This is a genomic window from Carboxylicivirga mesophila (assembly GCF_018271975.1).
Lineage (GTDB): Bacteria > Bacteroidota > Bacteroidia > Bacteroidales > Marinilabiliaceae > Carboxylicivirga > Carboxylicivirga mesophila.
This window is the reverse complement of sequence record NZ_JAGUCN010000001.1, coordinates 444884-463443: the sequence shown is the minus strand read 5'-3', so window position 1 is coordinate 463443 and position 18560 is coordinate 444884. Positions and strand designations below refer to the sequence as shown.

The following is an 18560-nucleotide window of genomic DNA, read 5'->3' as shown; positions in this document are numbered from 1 at the left end:
ACTTGGTTAATAACTTTCTGTTCAAATAAAAACATTCACGCTTAAATTTTTATAATTTGTACTAAAGTGTAAATTAGCCGTTCACTAAAGTCGAAGAATTTTGGATCTGAGAAACACACTCATCATATTAATTACCTCGTTCGTATTATTCAGTTGCGACTTTCAAAAAGCGGAAGTTTCTGATGAACTGATAGAAACATCTGTATCTGCGCAGGATTCATTGATGATTGAACAGCTTATTTTACAATCGAATGAAACGTATGATGCCAGTTCGGGCAACTTACCCGCTTTTGACAACTACCTGAAGGAGGCTGAAGATATGGCGATAAAAGGTGATTTCAACAACTACCTTTTCAATATTTATACACTTGTAGGTCAAAGGCTCCGCAACAAATCCTACTATTCTGATGCTATGAAGATGCTGCAAAAGGCACTTAACATAGCCGAAGCCTCAAACAACCTGCAGTTTCAAACAAGAGCTTATAACCAAATAGGCGTTATATTCCGACGAATAGATGAAAATCCACAGGCGCTGGATATGCATATGAAAGCGCTCCAACTGGCCGAACAATGCAATGACTCACTTAGCCTTAGCAAGGCCATTAACGGAATGGGTAATGTAAGTATAGCCATGGAAAGGTATCATTCAGCCATTGAATATTTCAGACGCGGGTTGCACATATCCGAACGCATGAATAATATGCTGGGTATGGCCATTAATACCAATAATATTGGTGAAGCTTACATGAAGCTGAACCAGCTGGATTCGGCCATGTATTATTATTTTAAATCACTTGATTACAATACGCAAATCAACAGCCGGGTGGGCCAATCCATCTGCTACAACAGCATAGGCAGTGCCTATATAGCCAAGCAGCAAAACAGATTGGCACTCGACTACCTTTTAAAAGCATTGGAGATCAATCAGGAGTTGGAAGATCGTATGCTTACCTCGGTTAGCTACACACAAATAGGTAAAACATACCTGAATGACAATCTGCCAAACCGGGCCATCACTTACCTGGAGCAAGGCTTAAACATGGCCATGGAAATTGGCTCGAAATACACTGCCGAAGAAGCAGCATCACTTCTCTCAAAAGCCTATGAGCAAAACCAGCTATACAATCGCTCCCTTGAACACTACAAGCTGGCAACAAGTTTTAAGGATAGTATACTTAATGAGAAAAACCTGTTTCATATGGCTTCCATTGAAGCCAAATACAACAATACCCTGCAGCAACTGCAAATAGATGAATTGAACAAAGAAGCGTTGTTGCAAAAAACATTGCTATCCAAGCAGCGCTCGGTGCTTGTGGCAACAGTAGTTGTAGTAATTGTACTGGTGGTAGTTGCCATGCTCATCATATTCCAGGGAAGACTGCGCAGTCGTTATAAAAACCTGCGCTTTCAGCAACGCTTGCTGCGCTCACAAATGAATCCGCATTTTATTTTTAATGCCCTAAGCGCCATACAGGTATTTATACTGGAAAACAACATGGAGAAGTCCAGCCGCTTTTTATCTGATTTCTCCAAGTTGATGCGACATGTATTACGAAGTAGCAACTATGAGTTTATCCCCATCCAGGAAGAAACCGAAATGTTGCAATACTACTTGAAAATACAGCAACTCCGCTTCTCCCCGCCCTTTACATTTGATATTATCATCAGCGACGAAATAAAGAACAACAAGGTAGTTATCCCGCCTATGCTGATTCAACCATTTGTAGAAAACGCAATAGAACACGGCCTTAAGCCACTGGGTGAAACTGGCAAGCTTATTGTTCGCATTATTAAAAACGGGAATCAAATGATTCTGGAAGTAGATGATAACGGCCTGGGCATTGATTACCAGGATCGATTAAGCAAAAGCGAAAAACAGCACGAATCGATGGCGATAAAGATTACCCAGGAAAGACTTAGCATATTAGAGAAAGACACAAAACAGAAAACAACATTTGAAATCTTCGACAAAAAGAAGAAAGACCCGTTTGAAAGAGGCACAATAGCCCGTATATCAATACCTTTAATCACCCAGGAAACAACCTTAAAAACCTGAAATGAAACGAATAAAAACATTAATAATAGAAGACGATCCGCTCAATGCATTAGCTGTATCCAGGGTTATTGAAAAGCACTTCCCTGAGATCAACATCGTTGGCAAGGCTGAACGAGTGAATGAGGCAGTTGACAAAATAAACAGCCTTCAACCAGAGCTTTTATTAATGGACATTCACTTAATTGATGGAACCTCATTTGACGTTATCAAACTTTGTAAAAACATGGACTTTAAGATCGTATTTATGTCGGCCTATCATGAGTACGCGGTTAAAGCCTTGCAACATGCAGCAGTTGAATTTGTATTCAAACCATTCGATATTAACGAATTGGTAATTGCCATTGACAAAGCCATTGACGAACTGCTTGACCAGAATTACAGACTCAAAATTCAAACCCTCTTCAATAACATCGAACACAATGAGCATCAAATAATCTTACAGGGTAAAACCAACTTCAGAGTGTTCAATGTCAACGAAATTGCCTGGGGCAAAGCCATTCAGGGAGGAGCTAATTTCTACATGACTGACAACAGTTACTACTTTGCAGCTAAACCTTTGAGGCGCTATGAAGCCATGCTGACTGATCATTCTTTTTTCAGATGTCATCCACATTATTTGATTAACCTCAATCAGGTTAAAGAAGTTAAACCTGAATTACAACGCATAAAAATGAACACTGGCGATGAAGTAATGTATGAAGATAGGCGTTACGACCAGTTAATTGAACTACTGGAGCTAAGTAAGATGTATGCGTAATTATTCCAAATAACAAATCGATTAAAAAAATTTATCTTTTTTTATAACTTTTTTATCGCAATAAAGTATTAGTAGGTGAGTGTTTAAAAATTGGGAAATCATCTAACTAATTAAGCAAATGTTTCGTGGGATTGGTGTACTTTGTTGTGTGGTATTTTGGTGCAGTATGAGTCTCGCACAGGTTGATCAAACCTGGCGTTATTACTATCCTGAATTCAAAGAAAATGCAGGCAACAACCTGTATTTCAGACTTGAAAACAACAACTTCGTCAAAAACAACGAATACTTCGGCAACTACATTGAAGGATATACCCTAATGGGTTACACAGCCCAGCCCTCATTGGTTTATTATGCAGGTTCCCGTTTACGAATAAAAGCAGGCGTGCACGTCATCCAGTTTAGTGGCATGAACGAATTTACAGAAGTACTACCAACATTCTCAATTCACACAAAACTTACCGACAAACTTGATTTAATAATGGGGGGACTTAAAGGCGATGTACACCATCGACTAATAGAGCCTTTATTCGATCCTGAAAATCAATATACACGTCCGATAGAAAATGGTTTTCAGTTTGTATACACCTCTGACAAACTATGGTTGGACACGTGGGTAGACTGGGAGCAGTTTATCTTTTTAGGCGATGATAAACCTGAAAAATTTACCGCTGGCTTCAGCACCGAATATACGCTTACAAAACCAGAAAGCGATTTCAGTTTGAGCATTCCTGGGCAACTTGTGGCCACTCATCTAGGAGGACAGATAAGTAACTATAGTGAACGTATGCAATCATTAGCCAACCTGGCAACAGGCCTAAAAATGAGCTATAACATTGGAGAGGGATTTATCAGAGACATAGGCATTGCCACTTACTTTGTAACTTACCACGATCTCACCGCTCAATCAGGCTGGGATTTCACCAATGGTAGTGCCATATACCCGGTAGCAGAGGTCAACTACAAATACGGGACTCTTATGACTGGCTTTTGGCGAGCCCATAACTTTTTGGCACCAAAGGGAAATTCAATATTCCAGTCGACATCCAACTACCAACCGGGCTATTACACCGAATACCGCAACTTAATTACTTCAAAACTGAGTTTTACCAAAACTTTTATGAAGCAAATAAAGTTTAGCGCGATGATTGAAACATATTATGATGTGCCAGCCAGCCAGTTTGACTATTCATATGGCATTAACCTGGTATTTACACCAAATTTCTTTATCTCAAAGGTGAAGTTTGATTAAGTCAACAGCCACTCAAAACGCCATTTTTTGTTTCGCCACTCGTCAGTAGCATATTCAATTCCAATTCGCTCGGTCCGGCAAACGGTACCGTCCTCTATTTCTTGCGTGTCTTCGATCCACAAACGTGAAGAGTTGACAATTGATTCGCCATAAAAACTTTTGTCCAGATGCAGAACCTTCCCCACCCGGCCCGGTCCGCTTATATTTTTAACTCCTCGAATTAATACCGCTTGTGGCTCATCCTTTTGTCCAGTAACAATATTCAACATCCAATACATTCCATAAATTAAATAGACATAAACCACACCACCTTCGTGATACATTACCTCGGTGCGCGCCGTCCTGCCTTTACTAGCATGGCAGGCATCATCTTCCTCACCGCGATAGGCTTCAGTTTCAACAATCAAAAAGCGCTCTACCCGACCATCACTAAAACACCGGACCAATACCTTACCCAGTAGAGAGCGGGCCACCACTAAAACATCCTGGCGAAAAAAATCAACACATAACCTCATAGCTTAAAAATCAATAACTGCCAACTATGTATGAACCATATAATGACGAAGTTGTCGCATATAAATGATTTCAACAAACATTAGTGCTTTTTTAATCAAATAATTAGCACAATAAAAATAAAAGCAGTAATTTTGCGGCCGATTATTATCCGAGCCGAAAGGTATGGCCTTCAGTTTCAAGGCAGTTGGGGTGGGACCTGATTGTGGCGATTCGAACGCAATACCTTTGCAAACTGTTTATTAATAAGTCGAATTTTAAAAAGGAAGACTGTGGATACGTTAAGTTACAAAACGATTTCAGCCAACAAAGCGACTGCCAACAAAGAGTGGGTTGTGGTAGATGCTGCTGATATGGTATTAGGTCGTTTAGCTACAAAAGTTGCTAAACTGCTTAGAGGAAAGTATAAGCCAAATTATACACCTCACGTAGATTGCGGAGATAACGTGATTATCTTAAACGCAGACAAAATCAAAATGACCGGTAACAAGTGGGACCAGCGTTTATTTTTCTACCATAGTGGTTACCCAGGAGGACGTCGCGACGTGACGCCTGCGGAAATGTTCGCTAAAAAACCGGAAAGATTAGTTGAAAGAGCTATCAAAGGTATGCTACCTAAGAACCGTCTTGGACGTCAGCTTTTCAGAAACTTATATGTTTATACTGGAACTGAACACAAGCACGAAGCTCAACAACCTAAAGTAATTGATATTAACGCCATTAAATAAGTACTATGGAAGTAATTAATGCGATTGGTAGAAGAAAAGCGGCTGTTGCTCGTATTTATGTGAGCCAGGGAAGTGGTAATATCACCATTAACAAGCGTGAGTTAGATCAATATTTCCCAGCTGCAACATTACAATATATTGTAAAACAACCATTAAACACCATTGGTGTTGCTGACAACTACGACATTAAAGTAAATCTTTACGGTGGTGGTTTCAAAGGACAGGCTGAAGCAGTTCGCTTAGCTATTGCCCGTGCACTTGTAAAAATTGATGCTGAAAACAAGCCGGCCCTTAAAGCTGAAGGTTTCATGACTCGTGACTCACGTGTTGTTGAACGTAAGAAGCCAGGTCGTCCTAAAGCACGTAAGAGATTCCAGTTCTCTAAACGTTAATATTTATCAGGTGTGTTTAGTATCTAAATCTTTAAGACTTCTCAACGTATTATTGGGGAACTACTTGAAGATTGATTTAAACAGAAAGTAAACAACTTTAAAAAAATTACAATGCCAAGAGTTAATTTCGAGGAATTATTGGAAGCAGGTGTACACTTTGGTCACCTGAAAAGAAAGTGGAACCCAGCCATGGCGCCGTACATCTTCATGGAGCGCAATGGAATCCACATACTAGACCTTCATAAAACAGCTGTGAAGATCGACGAAGCTGCTGATGCACTTAAACAGATTGCAAAATCGGGTCGGAAAGTGCTTTTCGTAGCCACTAAAAAGCAAGCTAAAGAAATCATCGCTGATAAAGTTGGTGGTGTAAACATGCCTTATGTGACTGAGCGTTGGCCAGGTGGTATGTTAACCAACTTCCCCACTATTCGTAAAGCGGTGAAGAAAATGACTTCTATCGACAAAATGATGGCTGACCCAAGTCAGTGGAAAAACTTGTCGAAAAGAGAAAGGCTTCAAATTACTCGTCAGCGTGCCAAGCTTGATAAAACTTTAGGTTCTATCGCTGACCTGACACGTCTTCCTGCTGCAATGTTTGTTGTTGACGTAATGAAAGAACACATTGCCGTAAAAGAAGCTATTCGTTTGAATATTCCTGTATTTGGTATCGTTGATACTAACTCAGATCCAGCACCAATTGATTTTGTAATCCCTGCTAACGATGACGCCACTAAGTCTATCGAGCTGATTACTGAGGTGATGACTAAAGCGATTCAGGAAGGATTAAGCGAGCGCAAAGTAGAGAAAGACAACGAAGGATCGAAAGAAAAGAAAGCTCGTGCTAAAAAAGCTGAACCTGCAAAGGAAGCAGCTAAAAAAGAAGAAGCTCCTGCTAAAGAATCTTCATCAGAAGAAACTGCAGGCGAGTAATTCGATTATTTTTGTCTAACAACTTTAAAAAATTATATCATGGCTATTACTGCTGCTGACGTAAGCAAACTAAGAAAAAGTACCGGTGCCGGTATGATGGATTGTAAAAAAGCTCTAACAGAAGCTGAAGGCGATTTCGACAAAGCTGTTGAAATCATCCGTAAAAAAGGACAGGCTATCGCTAACAAGCGTGCTGACCGCGAAGCTACTGAAGGAGTTGTTTTAGCAAAAGTTACCGCTGACAAGACAAGAGGTGCGTTAATCGTATTAAACTGCGAAACTGACTTCGTTGCTAAAAACGAAAGCTATGTTGATTTCGCAATGTCAATTCTTGATTTGGCGATTGCTGAAAATCCAGCTGACTTAGAAGCGTTAAAAGCGTTAGAATTGAACGGCCGTCCAGTTGCTGAGTTAGTTTCTGAGCAAAGTGGTGTAATTGGTGAGAAACTTGATTTAGCTGCTTACGAAGTAATCAGCGCCGAATCAGTTAGCGCCTACATCCACGCTGGTAACAAATTAGCTACTTTGGTAGCTTTCAACCAGGCTGACATTGACGAGCAAGTTGGTAAAGACGTTGCAATGCAGGCTGCTGCAATGGCTCCTGTAGCTGTTGACGCTGACAGTGTACCTGCTGATGTTAAAGAGAAAGAATTGGAGATTGGTAAAGACATGGCCCGTAACGAGGGTAAACCAGAAGCAATGTTGGAAAAGATTGCCATGGGTCGTCTGAACAAGTTCTTCAAAGAAAACACTTTGATGGAGCAGGCGTTTGTTAAAGACAACAAATTAACTATTAAGCAATACCTTGACAACACAAGCAAAGGCTTAAAAGCTGTTGACTTCAAACGTTACACTTTGAACAACTAGTAGTTAATTATTCTACTTTATATAAAAAGGGAGCTATTGCTCCCTTTTTTTTTACATACCACCCCTATCATTTAAAGCCTTTACCTCATTCCATTATTAATTGACTGAATCCCATAGCTCGCCTGAGACTTGCCATTAATAAAGAGAAATTCAAATAACTAAAGAAGTCAGAAGCTAATTCAGAGAGGAACCTGTTTGCTCTAAAAATTGTGTAAAAATTTATGAGCAGACATAGAATGTAGTTCTAGTCCGGTTTAATGCGTTTGCATCAATCAAGCGCACCTTTGAAACACATCATCAGACCATCATCAATTATTTCAATGGCAGAAGTACGAATGCGGCGGCCGAATTATTCAATGCTAAAATCAAAGAATTCAGAAGACAATATAGAGGGGTTACAGATATGAAGTTTTTCCTCTTCAGATTGTGTAAAATTTATGCCTAGACCCAGAAATTGGATGTGGTCCGTGGTCCCCGTTATGGCCCAGATAGAGTAACCATAATAAAAAAACGCCTCCCAATCTATTGAGAAGCGTTTCGGACGTTGTCTCACAAGGATTCGAACCCTGACTAACTGGACCAAAACCAGTTGTGCTACCATTACACCATGAGACAAACTTATCAAAAATAAACCTCCTTCTTCAGGAGGTTAAGTTGTTGTCTCACAAGGATTCGAACCCTGACTAACTGGACCAAAACCAGTTGTGCTACCATTACACCATGAGACAATTCCCATGCTTTTGTTTTAAAAGCGATGCAAAGATAGAGAGTTTTTCTTTCAATGCAAGAAATTTTTTCAAAAATATTGGCTTGAATTCGTTAGCCTGTATGACTCAGAGAGTTTTATGACACCAACAACCAATGGAGACTTAACTGATGTTACATACATAAAAACAATCACCAGGATGTAGTAAGTGAGTATCAGTGATAAAAACTATCTTTAAGAACAAAATAGCACGAAATCATGATTTCAACCAAAAAGCTTAACCTCGTATTGGGCTGGAGCCTCTTTATCATTTCATCAATCCTGTATTGGAGCACAATGGCACCCACAGTTAGCTTGTGGGATTGTGGCGAATTCATCGCCTGCATGGTCAAAATGGAGGTCGGTCACCCACCAGGCGCCCCATTTTACCTGATACTTGGCAAAGCCTTTAACCTATTCGCTTTTGAACCGTCGCAGCTAGCCTATACAGCTAATCTATTATCGGTTTTTGCATCAGGTGCAACGGTTATGCTATTGTATTTTTCGGCCGAGCACATGCTACGTAAGCTATTTAGTCAACATACTCAAACACTTAAAGGCTATTTACTACTTGCTGGTTCAGCTGCCATTGGGGCGCTTGCCTTTGCTGTATCGGATACCTTCTGGTTTTCAGCGGTTGAAGCAGAGGTATATGCCCTATCTGTATTTTTTACAGCGCTTTGTTTCTGGCTGTTCCTCAAATGGGAAGATGCCAATAGCAAAACAAGCTCGGGTACTCGCTGGCTGATACTGATTGCCTATCTAATGGGTCTTTCAGTCGGCGTACATTTGCTAAACCTGCTTATTATTCCGGTGTTGGTACTGCTGATATTATTACGTCAAAAAGCATTTTCGTGGGCATTACTGGCCAAAGCAATGGCCATTGGTGGCGCCATTTTAGGGCTTTTACTTTTTGGCATCATACAAAACGGGCTGTGGCTGGCAGGTAAAATGGAAATTTTGATGGTCAACAGCTGGGGCTTACCCATCAACGCAGGCTTATTAACCTTTGCTGTAATATTGTTTGGTGGCTTGTTTTATGCGGTTTTTGCCACGCTAAAAAAGAACAACTGGCAACACATGCTGGCGGTATGCACCTTGGTATTTATGATTGGCTACTCTTCTTATGCCATGATTATTATTCGGGCAGATGCCAATACACCTATCAACCTGAATGATCCTTCTAGCGTTTTTTCGCTGGACAGCTTTCTGAACCGCGAACAGTATGCGCAGAATCCACTTTTATACGGCCATTACTACAACACAGCTGCAGGTGAGTTGCAATACAAAGATGCCTATCGCAAAAGTGGCGAAGGCTATGAATTGTATAAAAAATCAGACAGCTATGATTATGATGATAAGGGCTGTGGCTTTTTCCCAAGAATGCATAGTAACAACCCTGCTCATAAATACGGCTATCAGCAATGGGCCGGGGCCAATCCCAATAGTACTGAAAAACCTTCATTCGTTACTAACCTGCGTTTCTTCTTTAATTACCAGGTCAATCACATGTATATTCGCTATTTCATGTGGAATTTTTCCGGGCGCCAGAATGATGAGCAAAGCCACGGTGATATACAGAAGGGTAACTGGATTACAGGCATTCCGTTTATTGACCATAGCATAGAAGGCAGCCAGCTACACAGCTTGTCAGTCAGCAATCCATCTCGCAATGTCTATTTTATGCTGCCTCTTATTTTGGGTATAATAGGCATTTTGTCGCTAATAAACAAAGGCAAAAACAGCAAGAAGTACCTGGCCGTAACGGGCTTACTTATGCTGATGACCGGACCGGTGATAATTCTTTACCTCAATCAAACACCCTTTGAGCCCCGCGAGCGCGATTACGCATTTGTCGGCTCATTTTTTGCATTTGGCCTTTTCATTGCCTTTGGAGCATTCGCGGTTATCAATTTCATCTACCTAAAAACAAAAAGCTATTTGTCCGCGGGACTGGGAAGCGTTTTGGTATTGGTGGCTGTGCCGCTTTTGATGGTGACACAAAATTACCCTGATCATGATCGCTCGGGAAGAGAGTTTGCCCTGATGCAGGCCAAAAGCTATCTCAACTCTTGCGAACCCAACGCCATCCTGTTCACCTATGGCGACAACGACACCTACCCACTCTGGTACGCCCAGGAAGTAGAAGGCTACCGAACCGATGTCAGAGTGATTAATTACGGCTTAATGGGTGCCGATTGGTGCATACAACAGCTGGCGGGTGCTATCAATCAAACACCCCCTACTTCGCTAAGCATCGCACAGGAACGCTACAAAACAGGTAACCTTGACTACGCATTATTGCTGGAACAAAGTCCGGAGTATGCACCCTTGCAGAGTGTGGTGCAATTCATTGGGAGCAACAAGGAAACTTCGAAGCTACCTATGCAAAATGGTATGAAGGTGGACTTTTCGCCGGTTAATCGCTTCACACTGCCATACGATGATAAGGATACGCTTAAATGGCAATGCCCCAAGCGTGTGTTGTATAAAAATGACATTGCCCTGCTTGATATAATCGCCAGTAACAACTGGGAGCGCCCCATTTACTTTACCATTGGTGCCGACCCGGAAATATTTAACGGGCTGGAGAAGCATTTAAGATACGACGGATTGGTTTACAAACTTGTGCCCCAAAAACAACAAGCCAACACCCCTATTTTTTACGATACTGATCAACTGCTTAATACTTTCTTGAATAAAATTGATTTGGGAGATGGCTCTCTGGCTTATTACGATCACTATTGCCGTCGTACATTTGATGTCATCAAATATCGTCAGATTGGCAATCTGCTTGCTGCCGATTTACTGGAGCAGAACCGAATGGAGGAAGCACAGGCTGTCGTTTTAAAAAGCCTGAAGGAATTGCCCATTGAGGCAGGCCCTGATGTGGCCGGCAACCTGCCACATGTTCATTTAGCCTTTGAGTGCGGACTGGAAGAAAAAGCGCTGCAATATGCCGATTACCTGCTAGAAAGACACCTGAATAACCTGCTATGGTACGCTGCTTTGCCTCAGCGTAAGCAACAATTTGCAGCCAACACCTTTCAGCAGGAGCTTGAAAAAGGCCAATTGGTAAAAATGGTTTTGGATACCATCAATGATCCGGCACTAAACCAACAATTAACCAACGTTTATAAGCAATTAGGAATAGAGTTGTAGGCTAGTAATAAAAAACACATTTAATCGCAATGACTCTTAATCAAATTGAACCGTACATTATTATAGGACTTTTAGGAACCTTATTCTTAGTTCAATTATACTATAGGTTTATTGGTGAAAAACAGCTTAGAAAAATTATAACTGACTTTTACAAAACAAAAGGATTTAAAGTCATTGAAATAAGTAATTTAACAATAAAAGAAAAACTAAGATATGGGGTCCCACTCAACTCCTTTTTAGAAATATATCGATTTCTGTTTACTGTATTCTTTAAGTTTGGAGACAATCACTACAAAAAAGTTGAAACTTCAAACACGCAAGAGAACGAACAAATTAGATATATTGATGTCTATATAAAGAGACGAAGATTAGTATCATGTAAAGAATTTGACGTTTATGACTTCTAGTAGAGTCACCAAAAGACACCTTAAAAACATTCTATTCAGACTGCTTGTTTTCCTTTGCATATCTTATAACTAAAAAACCAAGGAGCACAATTACTTTATAATATTGAAGTAGATAATATATCCACGCGCTTTTAACTTTTCCCGATACACGATGTATCGAGCCAAAATTAAAAAAACGTCGATACACGGTGTATTTTTGCTACTTGGAGCTTGTTGAGCCAAATACACGGTGTACTTTGCATTTTTATACTTGGCGAAGCAAATACACGGTGTATTTTGACTTTTTGACACTCAGCGGGCCCGATACAACTTGTATCCGGCCATTTTAATACTAAAACACGCAAATACACGGTGTATCGGGTCCACCAGACAGAAAAATGGTAAAATACACGGTGTATCGACTATTTTAATAACCTGAAACTGATACACGCTGCATATAGCTGTGCTTGACATCAGACTTCAAACCATACTACCTTTGCCTTTTCACACCCTAAAAAAATGATACTATGAAACGTATTTTATTAGTCACCACCCTGCTCATAGGCTGGGGCCTGCATGTAGCATATGCGCAAAGTGCCGAACAAGAAATTAAACAAACCATTGAAGACATGATCCAGGCCGGGCTGGACAAAGATGTCGACAAGACCTTATCTTACTGGGATCAGTCGCCTTCATTCACCTTCATTGCCGATGGCCATCAATATGATTTTATGGCCTTTAAAGACATGTATACCGATTTTCTGAACAAGGTAGAGTCGCAAGAAGTTACCGAAAACAAACTGACTGTTAAAGAAATTGGGAAATACAAAGCACTGTGCATCTGGACCGGTACCGAAAAAGTAAAAATGAAGGAGCAAGAACCATTTGAATCAAAATGGATATCAACCCTGCTGATGGAAAACAAAAAAGGTGGCTGGGTTATCCTTCATGGGCATACCAGTCACTTTTAATCTTATTTATCTGGATTTTAAAGGCACCCATTGGGTGCTTTTTTTTCACCACAATCTGGTCCCAAACAAAAAGCCCTTCTTCCAATGCTTATCGCGCAGGTTGGATATAATACATCCTTTCGAAGATGAAACATGGATAAACTCATCATCACCCAGGTAAATACCCACATGGTTGACCAGTTTTTTACTCCAATCCATATGAAAAAACACTAAATCGCCTCGTTTCAGGCGACTCACCGCATGCACCTGTTTACCATACCGACCTTGTTCTTCTGAAGAGCGAGGTAGTTTTACCCCATGCTTCTTAAAACTAACATAAACGAGTCCGGAGCAATCCAATCCTTTATGATCAGTTCCGCCCATCCGGTGCTTTACACCCAAATAATAGCGTGCCGAGGTCACCACTTCTTCAAGCTCCACCTCACTCACATCTATCTTTTGCTCTACGCCACTCGCCCTATACAATTTCAGTTGCTTTTTCACTTCATTATTTTGTGCATCAATGGCGTTAGTACACAATAGAGTCATGATTAACAACATTAAACAATATTTCAGCTTCATTGGAAATGATTTTCTATAAAGTTAAAAGATTTTATTAAAGCATTGTCAGCTACCAATATTGCAGATAATGTAAAGGTCAAACAAACAAAAAATTGTATTTTTGGAACTTGTCTAAAAGAAAGGCTCGGAAGGGCATCTATCAACAGACTCTATTGTACTGAAATTAAGTAATTATGAAGCAATATACGCGTTTAAATCTGATACTCGGCTGGCTCACTTTTTTTATTTCTGCCACCGTTTATACCATGACCATTGAACCCACAGCCTCTTTTTGGGATTGTGGCGAATTCATTTCAACATCCTACAAACTATTGGTGGGACACCCTCCCGGGGCACCATTTTTTATGATAGTGGGTCGTTTCTTCTCTTTATTCGCCCCTGATACAGGTTCTGTTGCTTTTATGATTAACATGATGTCGGCCCTGGCCAGTGCATTAACTATCATGTTTCTGTTTTGGACCATTACGCATTTAGCCAAAAAAATATTTATCACTGAAGAAGAGCCGCCTATCTGGCGCACTTGGTCAGTAATGGGTGCCGGTTTGGTAGGTGCTTTGGCCTATACTTTTTCGGATACCTTCTGGTTCTCAGCTGTTGAAGGCGAAGTTTACGCCATGTCATCACTATTTACGGCTGTGGTATTTTGGGCTATTCTTAAATGGGAAAATGTGGCCGGGCAGCCCTATTCAAACCGCTGGTTGATACTAATTGCCTACCTGATGGGACTTTCCATCGGTGTTCACCTTTTGAACCTGTTGGCTATTCCTGCTATTGTTATGGTGTATTACTTCAAGATGTTTGAAGTCAACCGTAATAATACCATCAAAGCACTGGCACTGTCAGCGGTTATCCTTGGCGGCATTTTATATGGTATTATACCAGGCGTTGTTAAAGTAGCGAGTTGGTTTGAGCTAGCTTTTGTTAACGGTTTCGGGCTACCATTTAACACCGGAGCCATCTTTTACATGATTCTTTTGGTAATTGCGCTCATAGCTGGCATTCTAATCACCTACAAAAAGAAAATGGTGATTGCCAACACAATAATACTGGCTGTTACTGTTATCATGATTGGCTACTCATCATTTGCCATGATTGTAATTCGCTCATTTGCCAATCCACCGATGGATCAGAACTCACCTGAAGATGTATTCTCGTTGATGTCGTACCTGAACCGTGAGCAATATGGCGATCGCCCGTTATTTTTCGGACAGAACTACAACTCACCACTCGACCGCGAAGCAATGCGTAATCAAAAGGGAGCCCCTGTTCGCATTAAAAAAGACGACGAATACAAAACAGTGGATCACCGTCCTAAATATGAATTTGATGATCGCACCACAACCTTGTTCCCACGTATGTATAGCCGCGAAGGCCGTCATATAAATGAATATCAAAAATGGACTAACCTGAAGGGTAAGCGTGTAACGATTGAGGATGAAACAGGTCGCCCAAGTACCTTGATGGTCCCTACCATGTGGGAAAACTTTAAGTTTTTTGTCAATTACCAGGTTAATCACATGTATTTCCGCTACTTCATGTGGAACTTCTCTGGTCGTCAAAACGACATTCAGGGTAATGGCGAAATACATAAAGGGAACTGGATAACGGGTATCAAATTTCTGGATGAATCTCGTCTTGGGGATGAAGAACTTCTGCCAGACACCTACAAAAACAACCCGGCCCGCAACAAATATTACATGCTACCGCTGATTCTTGGTTTAGCTGGGCTATTCTTCCAGTATAACGCCGGCAAAAACGGCAAGCAAGGTTTTTGGATAGTGATGCTGCTATTCTTCTTAACCGGACTGGCCATTGTACTATACCTTAATCAAACTCCCCTGCAGCCTCGTGAACGTGATTACGCCTATGCCGGCTCTTTCTATGCATTTGCCATCTGGATTGGCTTGGGAGTATTGGCTATTGTCAATGGCATCAAGCGATTCATGCCGGGTTCGGTAGCTGCCAGTTTGGCAACAGGTTTGTCATTGGTATTGGTACCAGGCATTATGGCTAACGAAAACTGGGATGATCACAACCGCTCAGAACGATATGTTGCACGCGATTTAGCACATAACTACCTCAATAGCTGTGCTCCCAACTCCATATTATTTACCAATGGTGATAACGACACCTTCCCATTATGGTACGCCCAGGAAGTGGAAGGCATCAGAACGGATGTACGCGTATGTAACCTGAGTTACCTGCAAACCGAATGGTACATCGACCAGATGAAGCGCAAAGCCTATGAATCGGATCCGCTGCCATTCTCACTGGAACATGATCAATATGTAACCGGTAGTCGTGATGTGGTGTACCTGTTGGATCGCATCAAGGGTTCAGTTGATTTGAAAGAGGCCATTAAGTTTGTGGCCAGCGATAATCCTAAAACCAAGCAAGTACCGGAATATGCAGGATACCTTGAATACCTGCCCTCTAAACAATTTAAGTTACCTGCAGACAGTTTAAAGGTGCTGCAAAGAGGCATAGTATCTGAAGATGCTGCACACTTAATCACTCCGGATCTAGACATCAACCTTCAGAAGGACATGATTCTGAAGAATGAATTAATGATACTGGACCTTTTGGCCAATAACGATTGGGAACGCCCCATCTACTTTGCTGTCACAGTGGGTTCCGACAACTATGTTAGCTTGCAGGATTATTTCCAGCTCGAAGGTTTTGCCTATCAGGTAGTACCTATCAAAACAGTGAATACCGATGGACAATATGGCCGCGTTGACACTGAGCGCATGTATCAGCATGTGATGGAAGACTTCAAGTGGGGTGGTTTCGAAAATCCAAATGTATACCTGGATGAGAACCATCTGCGAATGGCTACCAATATCCGTAATAACCTGTCGCGACTGGCTACTTCACTTATTGATGAAGGCCAGAACGACAAGGCCAGAAACATTCTGGATAAAAGCATGGAAGTATTAAGTGCCGAGCGTGTGCCTCACAATTATTTCAGCATCTTTTTGGCAGAAGGTTACTTCCGCATTGGTGAATTTGAAAAAGGTGATGAGATATTGACATCATTGGCAAATGACCGCCTAAAAGAATTGGAATACTTCAACTCATTGCCATCATTCAAGCGCGCAACAGCCGGAAGAGAACCAGAGACGGCAATGGCTATTTATATGGAAGTAGTGAAGATGGCTCAACGATATAACAGAGAGGACTTAATGAAGTTCCTGGAGAAAGATTATGAGAAAAACATGCAACGCATGGGCTTCTTCAACGAGTAAAACATGAGTTGGAAAGTTCAGCCACCAGCTGCACTCAGGGCCTTGTTCCCCCACACATTGTGGCGGCAGAAAGGTGTAGGTAAAACACTTTACCTCACCTTTGATGATGGGCCAGTTGAAAAGGAAACGACCTGGGTGATGCAGTTACTGGAGCAATATCAGCTCAAGGCCACGTTTTTTTGTGTAGGCGAAAATGCACATAAAAACGAAGGGTTGCTGGCTGAACTTTTAAAGAAAGGGCATAGCGTGGGTAACCATGCCTATAACCATTTGCCTGCGTGGAGATGTTCGCGCGAGGCCTATTTTGACAATATTGAAAAAGCCAAACCACATATACCTGGCAGGTTGTTTCGGCCTCCGCACGGACAATTGTATCCATGGTATATGCGGGCACTCAAGGAGCAGTTTAAGCACATCGTCATGTGGGATGTTCTGTCAATGGACTATGACAATCGCCTAAGTCAGCATGAAGTACTGGCCAATGTGATGAATCATGTGCGCGATGGCTCTATACTGCTTTTTCATGATTCGAAAAAAGCCTGGAAACGGATGCATTATGCGCTTCCTGCTGCTTTGGATCAATTGTTAGAACAGGGCTACCAGTTTGAACCACTGGAAATGTGACGTTGAACACGCATTTTTTGAATTGATAAAACATTAATACAATAACCAGATTATTGAAACCATCTTGTTTCGGTAGGCTGATATTAATACCTAGAACATGAATATTTTACTATTAGGCTCGGGAGGACGTGAGCACGCATTGGCTTGGAAAATGGCACAAAGTGAAAAACTAACACAATTATTTATTGCCCCTGGAAATGCAGGTACCAAACAAGTAGGCATCAATGTCAACATCAATCCTAATGACTTTGAGGCCATCAAAGCTTTTGTTATTGATAACAACATCAACCTGATTGTTGTAGGTCCCGAGGAACCTTTAGTAAGAGGTGTGAAGGATTTCGTATTGAACGATCCTCAGATTGCACATGTACCGGTAATAGGTCCAGGTAAAGAAGGTGCTAAACTGGAAGGCAGTAAAGAATTTGCCAAAGCATTTATGATGCGCCATGATATCCCTACTGCCGCCTATCTGTCAGTCACTCAAGATAACCTGGAAGAAGGGCTTGCTTTCCTAAAAACACTAAAAGCACCTTATGTGCTTAAAGCAGATGGTTTGGCAGCAGGTAAGGGCGTACTGATTTTGGATGAACTAACCGAAGCTGAAGCTGAGTTGAAAGAAATGCTGAGTGGTAAGTTTGGTGATGCTTCCAGCACTGTTGTTATTGAGGAATTCCTGAGTGGTATAGAGCTATCGGTGTTTGTATTAACCGATGGACATGGCTATGTGGTTTTACCCGAGGCCAAAGACTACAAACGTATTGGAGAAGGCGATACAGGCCTTAACACAGGTGGTATGGGTGCTATCTCACCGGTTCCATTTGCCGATGATGTATTCATGAAAAAAGTTCACGATCGCATTGTCAAGCCAACAATTGATGGTTTAGCAAATGATAACATCCCTTATAAAGGTTTTGTATTTATCGGTTTAATGAGCGTTGAAGGTGAACCATATGTGATTGAGTACAATGTACGCATGGGCGATCCGGAGACAGAGGTTGTGATCCCACGTATTAAAACAGATCTAGTTGACTTATTTGAGGCGGTTGCAGCGGGTGAGTTGCGTAAGAAAACCGTTGAAGTAGACGAGCGCTTTGCAACTACGGTAATGTGCGTTTCAGGTGGTTACCCTGAAGCCTATGAAAAAGGCAAAGAAATAAGTGGACTTGAGAAGATTACAGAAGGTCTGGTTTTCCATGCCGGAACAGCAGATGCGGATGGGCAGGTAGTGACCTCTGGCGGCCGTGTTATTGCGATGACGGCCTATGGCAATACTAAAGAAGAAGCCTTAAAGCAATCTTTTGCCAACGCGCAAACAGTCTCATACGAAGGAAAATATTTCCGTTCAGATATCGGATTTGATTTATAGTA

General features: G+C 41.4%; 14 protein-coding genes, 2 tRNA genes and 1 pseudogene. 13 read left to right on the top strand and 4 right to left on the bottom strand.

Going from position 1 to position 18560, the window contains the following annotated elements:
• The first annotated feature begins 100 nt into the window (after positions 1-100).
• The 3 genes from KEM09_RS01950 to KEM09_RS01940 all read left to right on the top strand — a co-directional run bounded on the left by KEM09_RS01950 (position 101) and on the right by KEM09_RS01940 (position 4062).
• Positions 101-2056: a histidine kinase gene (locus KEM09_RS01950; protein ID WP_212224588.1), complete on the top strand. Its 1956-nt coding sequence runs from the start codon at positions 101-103 to the stop codon at positions 2054-2056.
• A 1-nt stretch (position 2057) separates the two neighbouring features.
• Positions 2058-2813 (top strand): LytR/AlgR family response regulator transcription factor, encoded by a 756-nt coding sequence (locus KEM09_RS01945; protein ID WP_212224586.1) that lies wholly within the window; start codon positions 2058-2060, stop codon positions 2811-2813.
• A 166-nt stretch (positions 2814-2979) separates the two neighbouring features.
• Positions 2980-4062 (top strand): hypothetical protein, encoded by a 1083-nt coding sequence (locus KEM09_RS01940; protein ID WP_212224579.1) that lies wholly within the window; start codon positions 2980-2982, stop codon positions 4060-4062.
• On the opposite strand, the gene KEM09_RS01935 is transcribed toward KEM09_RS01940, so the two are convergent.
• Positions 4059-4577, bottom strand: coding sequence for a DNA-3-methyladenine glycosylase (locus tag KEM09_RS01935; RefSeq protein WP_212224577.1), 519 nt, complete (start codon positions 4575-4577; stop codon positions 4059-4061). The genes KEM09_RS01940 and KEM09_RS01935 overlap by 4 nt on opposite strands.
• A 270-nt stretch (positions 4578-4847) precedes the next feature.
• Between KEM09_RS01935 and rplM the strand changes: the two genes are divergently transcribed.
• The 5 genes and pseudogenes from rplM to KEM09_RS01910 form a co-directional block, all read left to right on the top strand.
• The gene (gene rplM, locus KEM09_RS01930) at positions 4848-5303 is read left to right on the top strand and encodes a 50S ribosomal protein L13 (protein WP_212189599.1); all 456 of its coding nucleotides are present in this window, start codon (positions 4848-4850) and stop codon (positions 5301-5303) included.
• A gap of 5 nt (positions 5304-5308) precedes the next feature.
• Positions 5309-5695, top strand: coding sequence for a 30S ribosomal protein S9 (gene rpsI / locus KEM09_RS01925; protein ID WP_212224575.1), 387 nt, complete (start codon positions 5309-5311; stop codon positions 5693-5695).
• Positions 5696-5806: 111 nt separating this feature from the next.
• Complete coding sequence (gene rpsB, locus KEM09_RS01920) at positions 5807-6628, top strand: 30S ribosomal protein S2 (RefSeq protein ID WP_212189595.1); 822 nt, start codon at positions 5807-5809, stop codon at positions 6626-6628.
• A gap of 39 nt (positions 6629-6667) precedes the next feature.
• A complete protein-coding gene (gene tsf / locus KEM09_RS01915; protein ID WP_212224573.1) occupies positions 6668-7495 on the top strand; it encodes a translation elongation factor Ts in 828 nt (275 codons plus the stop codon).
• 262 nt (positions 7496-7757) lie between these two features.
• A pseudogene (locus KEM09_RS01910) lies at positions 7758-7940 on the top strand (transposase); the annotation flags it as partial.
• Positions 7941-8039: 99 nt separating this feature from the next.
• On the opposite strand, the gene KEM09_RS01905 reads toward KEM09_RS01910, so the two are convergent.
• Positions 8040-8110, bottom strand: a tRNA-Gln gene (locus KEM09_RS01905).
• 42 nt (positions 8111-8152) lie between these two features.
• Positions 8153-8223, bottom strand: a tRNA-Gln gene (locus KEM09_RS01900).
• Between the two features lie 236 nt (positions 8224-8459).
• Here KEM09_RS01900 and KEM09_RS01895 point away from each other — a divergent pair.
• Positions 8460-11402 (top strand): glycosyltransferase family 117 protein, encoded by a 2943-nt coding sequence (locus KEM09_RS01895; RefSeq protein WP_212224571.1) that lies wholly within the window; start codon positions 8460-8462, stop codon positions 11400-11402.
• A 913-nt stretch (positions 11403-12315) separates the two neighbouring features.
• Entirely contained in the window at positions 12316-12759 is a 444-nt protein-coding gene (locus KEM09_RS01890; protein ID WP_212224569.1) for a YybH family protein, read from the top strand.
• Between the two features lie 45 nt (positions 12760-12804).
• Here the strand turns inward: KEM09_RS01890 and KEM09_RS01885 are convergent, their stop codons facing one another.
• A complete protein-coding gene (locus KEM09_RS01885) occupies positions 12805-13287 on the bottom strand; it encodes a C40 family peptidase (RefSeq protein ID WP_212224567.1) in 483 nt (160 codons plus the stop codon).
• Positions 13288-13493: 206 nt separating this feature from the next.
• Between KEM09_RS01885 and KEM09_RS01880 the strand changes: the two genes are divergently transcribed.
• From KEM09_RS01880 to purD, 3 genes are all read left to right on the top strand, one after another.
• Entirely contained in the window at positions 13494-16568 is a 3075-nt protein-coding gene (locus KEM09_RS01880; protein WP_212224565.1) for a glycosyltransferase family 117 protein, read from the top strand.
• Between the two features lie 3 nt (positions 16569-16571).
• Positions 16572-17192 (top strand): polysaccharide deacetylase family protein, encoded by a 621-nt coding sequence (locus tag KEM09_RS01875; protein WP_212224557.1) that lies wholly within the window; start codon positions 16572-16574, stop codon positions 17190-17192.
• Between the two features lie 97 nt (positions 17193-17289).
• The gene (gene purD, locus KEM09_RS01870; protein ID WP_212224555.1) at positions 17290-18558 is read left to right on the top strand and encodes a phosphoribosylamine--glycine ligase; all 1269 of its coding nucleotides are present in this window, start codon (positions 17290-17292) and stop codon (positions 18556-18558) included.
• Positions 18559-18560 lie beyond the last annotated feature (2 nt).

Coding starts and splice junctions, on each gene's coding strand:
- KEM09_RS01945 (WP_212224586.1), top strand. CDS start 2,058: ATGAAACGAATAAAAACATTAATAATAGAAGACGATCCGCTCAATGCA.
- KEM09_RS01940 (WP_212224579.1), top strand. CDS start 2,980: ATGAGTCTCGCACAGGTTGATCAAACCTGGCGTTATTACTATCCTGAA.
- KEM09_RS01935 (WP_212224577.1), bottom strand. CDS start 4,577: ATGAGGTTATGTGTTGATTTTTTTCGCCAGGATGTTTTAGTGGTGGCC.
- rpsI (WP_212224575.1), top strand. CDS start 5,309: ATGGAAGTAATTAATGCGATTGGTAGAAGAAAAGCGGCTGTTGCTCGT.
- rpsB (WP_212189595.1), top strand. CDS start 5,807: ATGCCAAGAGTTAATTTCGAGGAATTATTGGAAGCAGGTGTACACTTT.
- tsf (WP_212224573.1), top strand. CDS start 6,668: ATGGCTATTACTGCTGCTGACGTAAGCAAACTAAGAAAAAGTACCGGT.
- KEM09_RS01895 (WP_212224571.1), top strand. CDS start 8,460: ATGATTTCAACCAAAAAGCTTAACCTCGTATTGGGCTGGAGCCTCTTT.
- KEM09_RS01890 (WP_212224569.1), top strand. CDS start 12,316: ATGAAACGTATTTTATTAGTCACCACCCTGCTCATAGGCTGGGGCCTG.
- KEM09_RS01885 (WP_212224567.1), bottom strand. CDS start 13,287: ATGACTCTATTGTGTACTAACGCCATTGATGCACAAAATAATGAAGTG.
- KEM09_RS01880 (WP_212224565.1), top strand. CDS start 13,494: ATGAAGCAATATACGCGTTTAAATCTGATACTCGGCTGGCTCACTTTT.
- KEM09_RS01875 (WP_212224557.1), top strand. CDS start 16,572: ATGAGTTGGAAAGTTCAGCCACCAGCTGCACTCAGGGCCTTGTTCCCC.
- purD (WP_212224555.1), top strand. CDS start 17,290: ATGAATATTTTACTATTAGGCTCGGGAGGACGTGAGCACGCATTGGCT.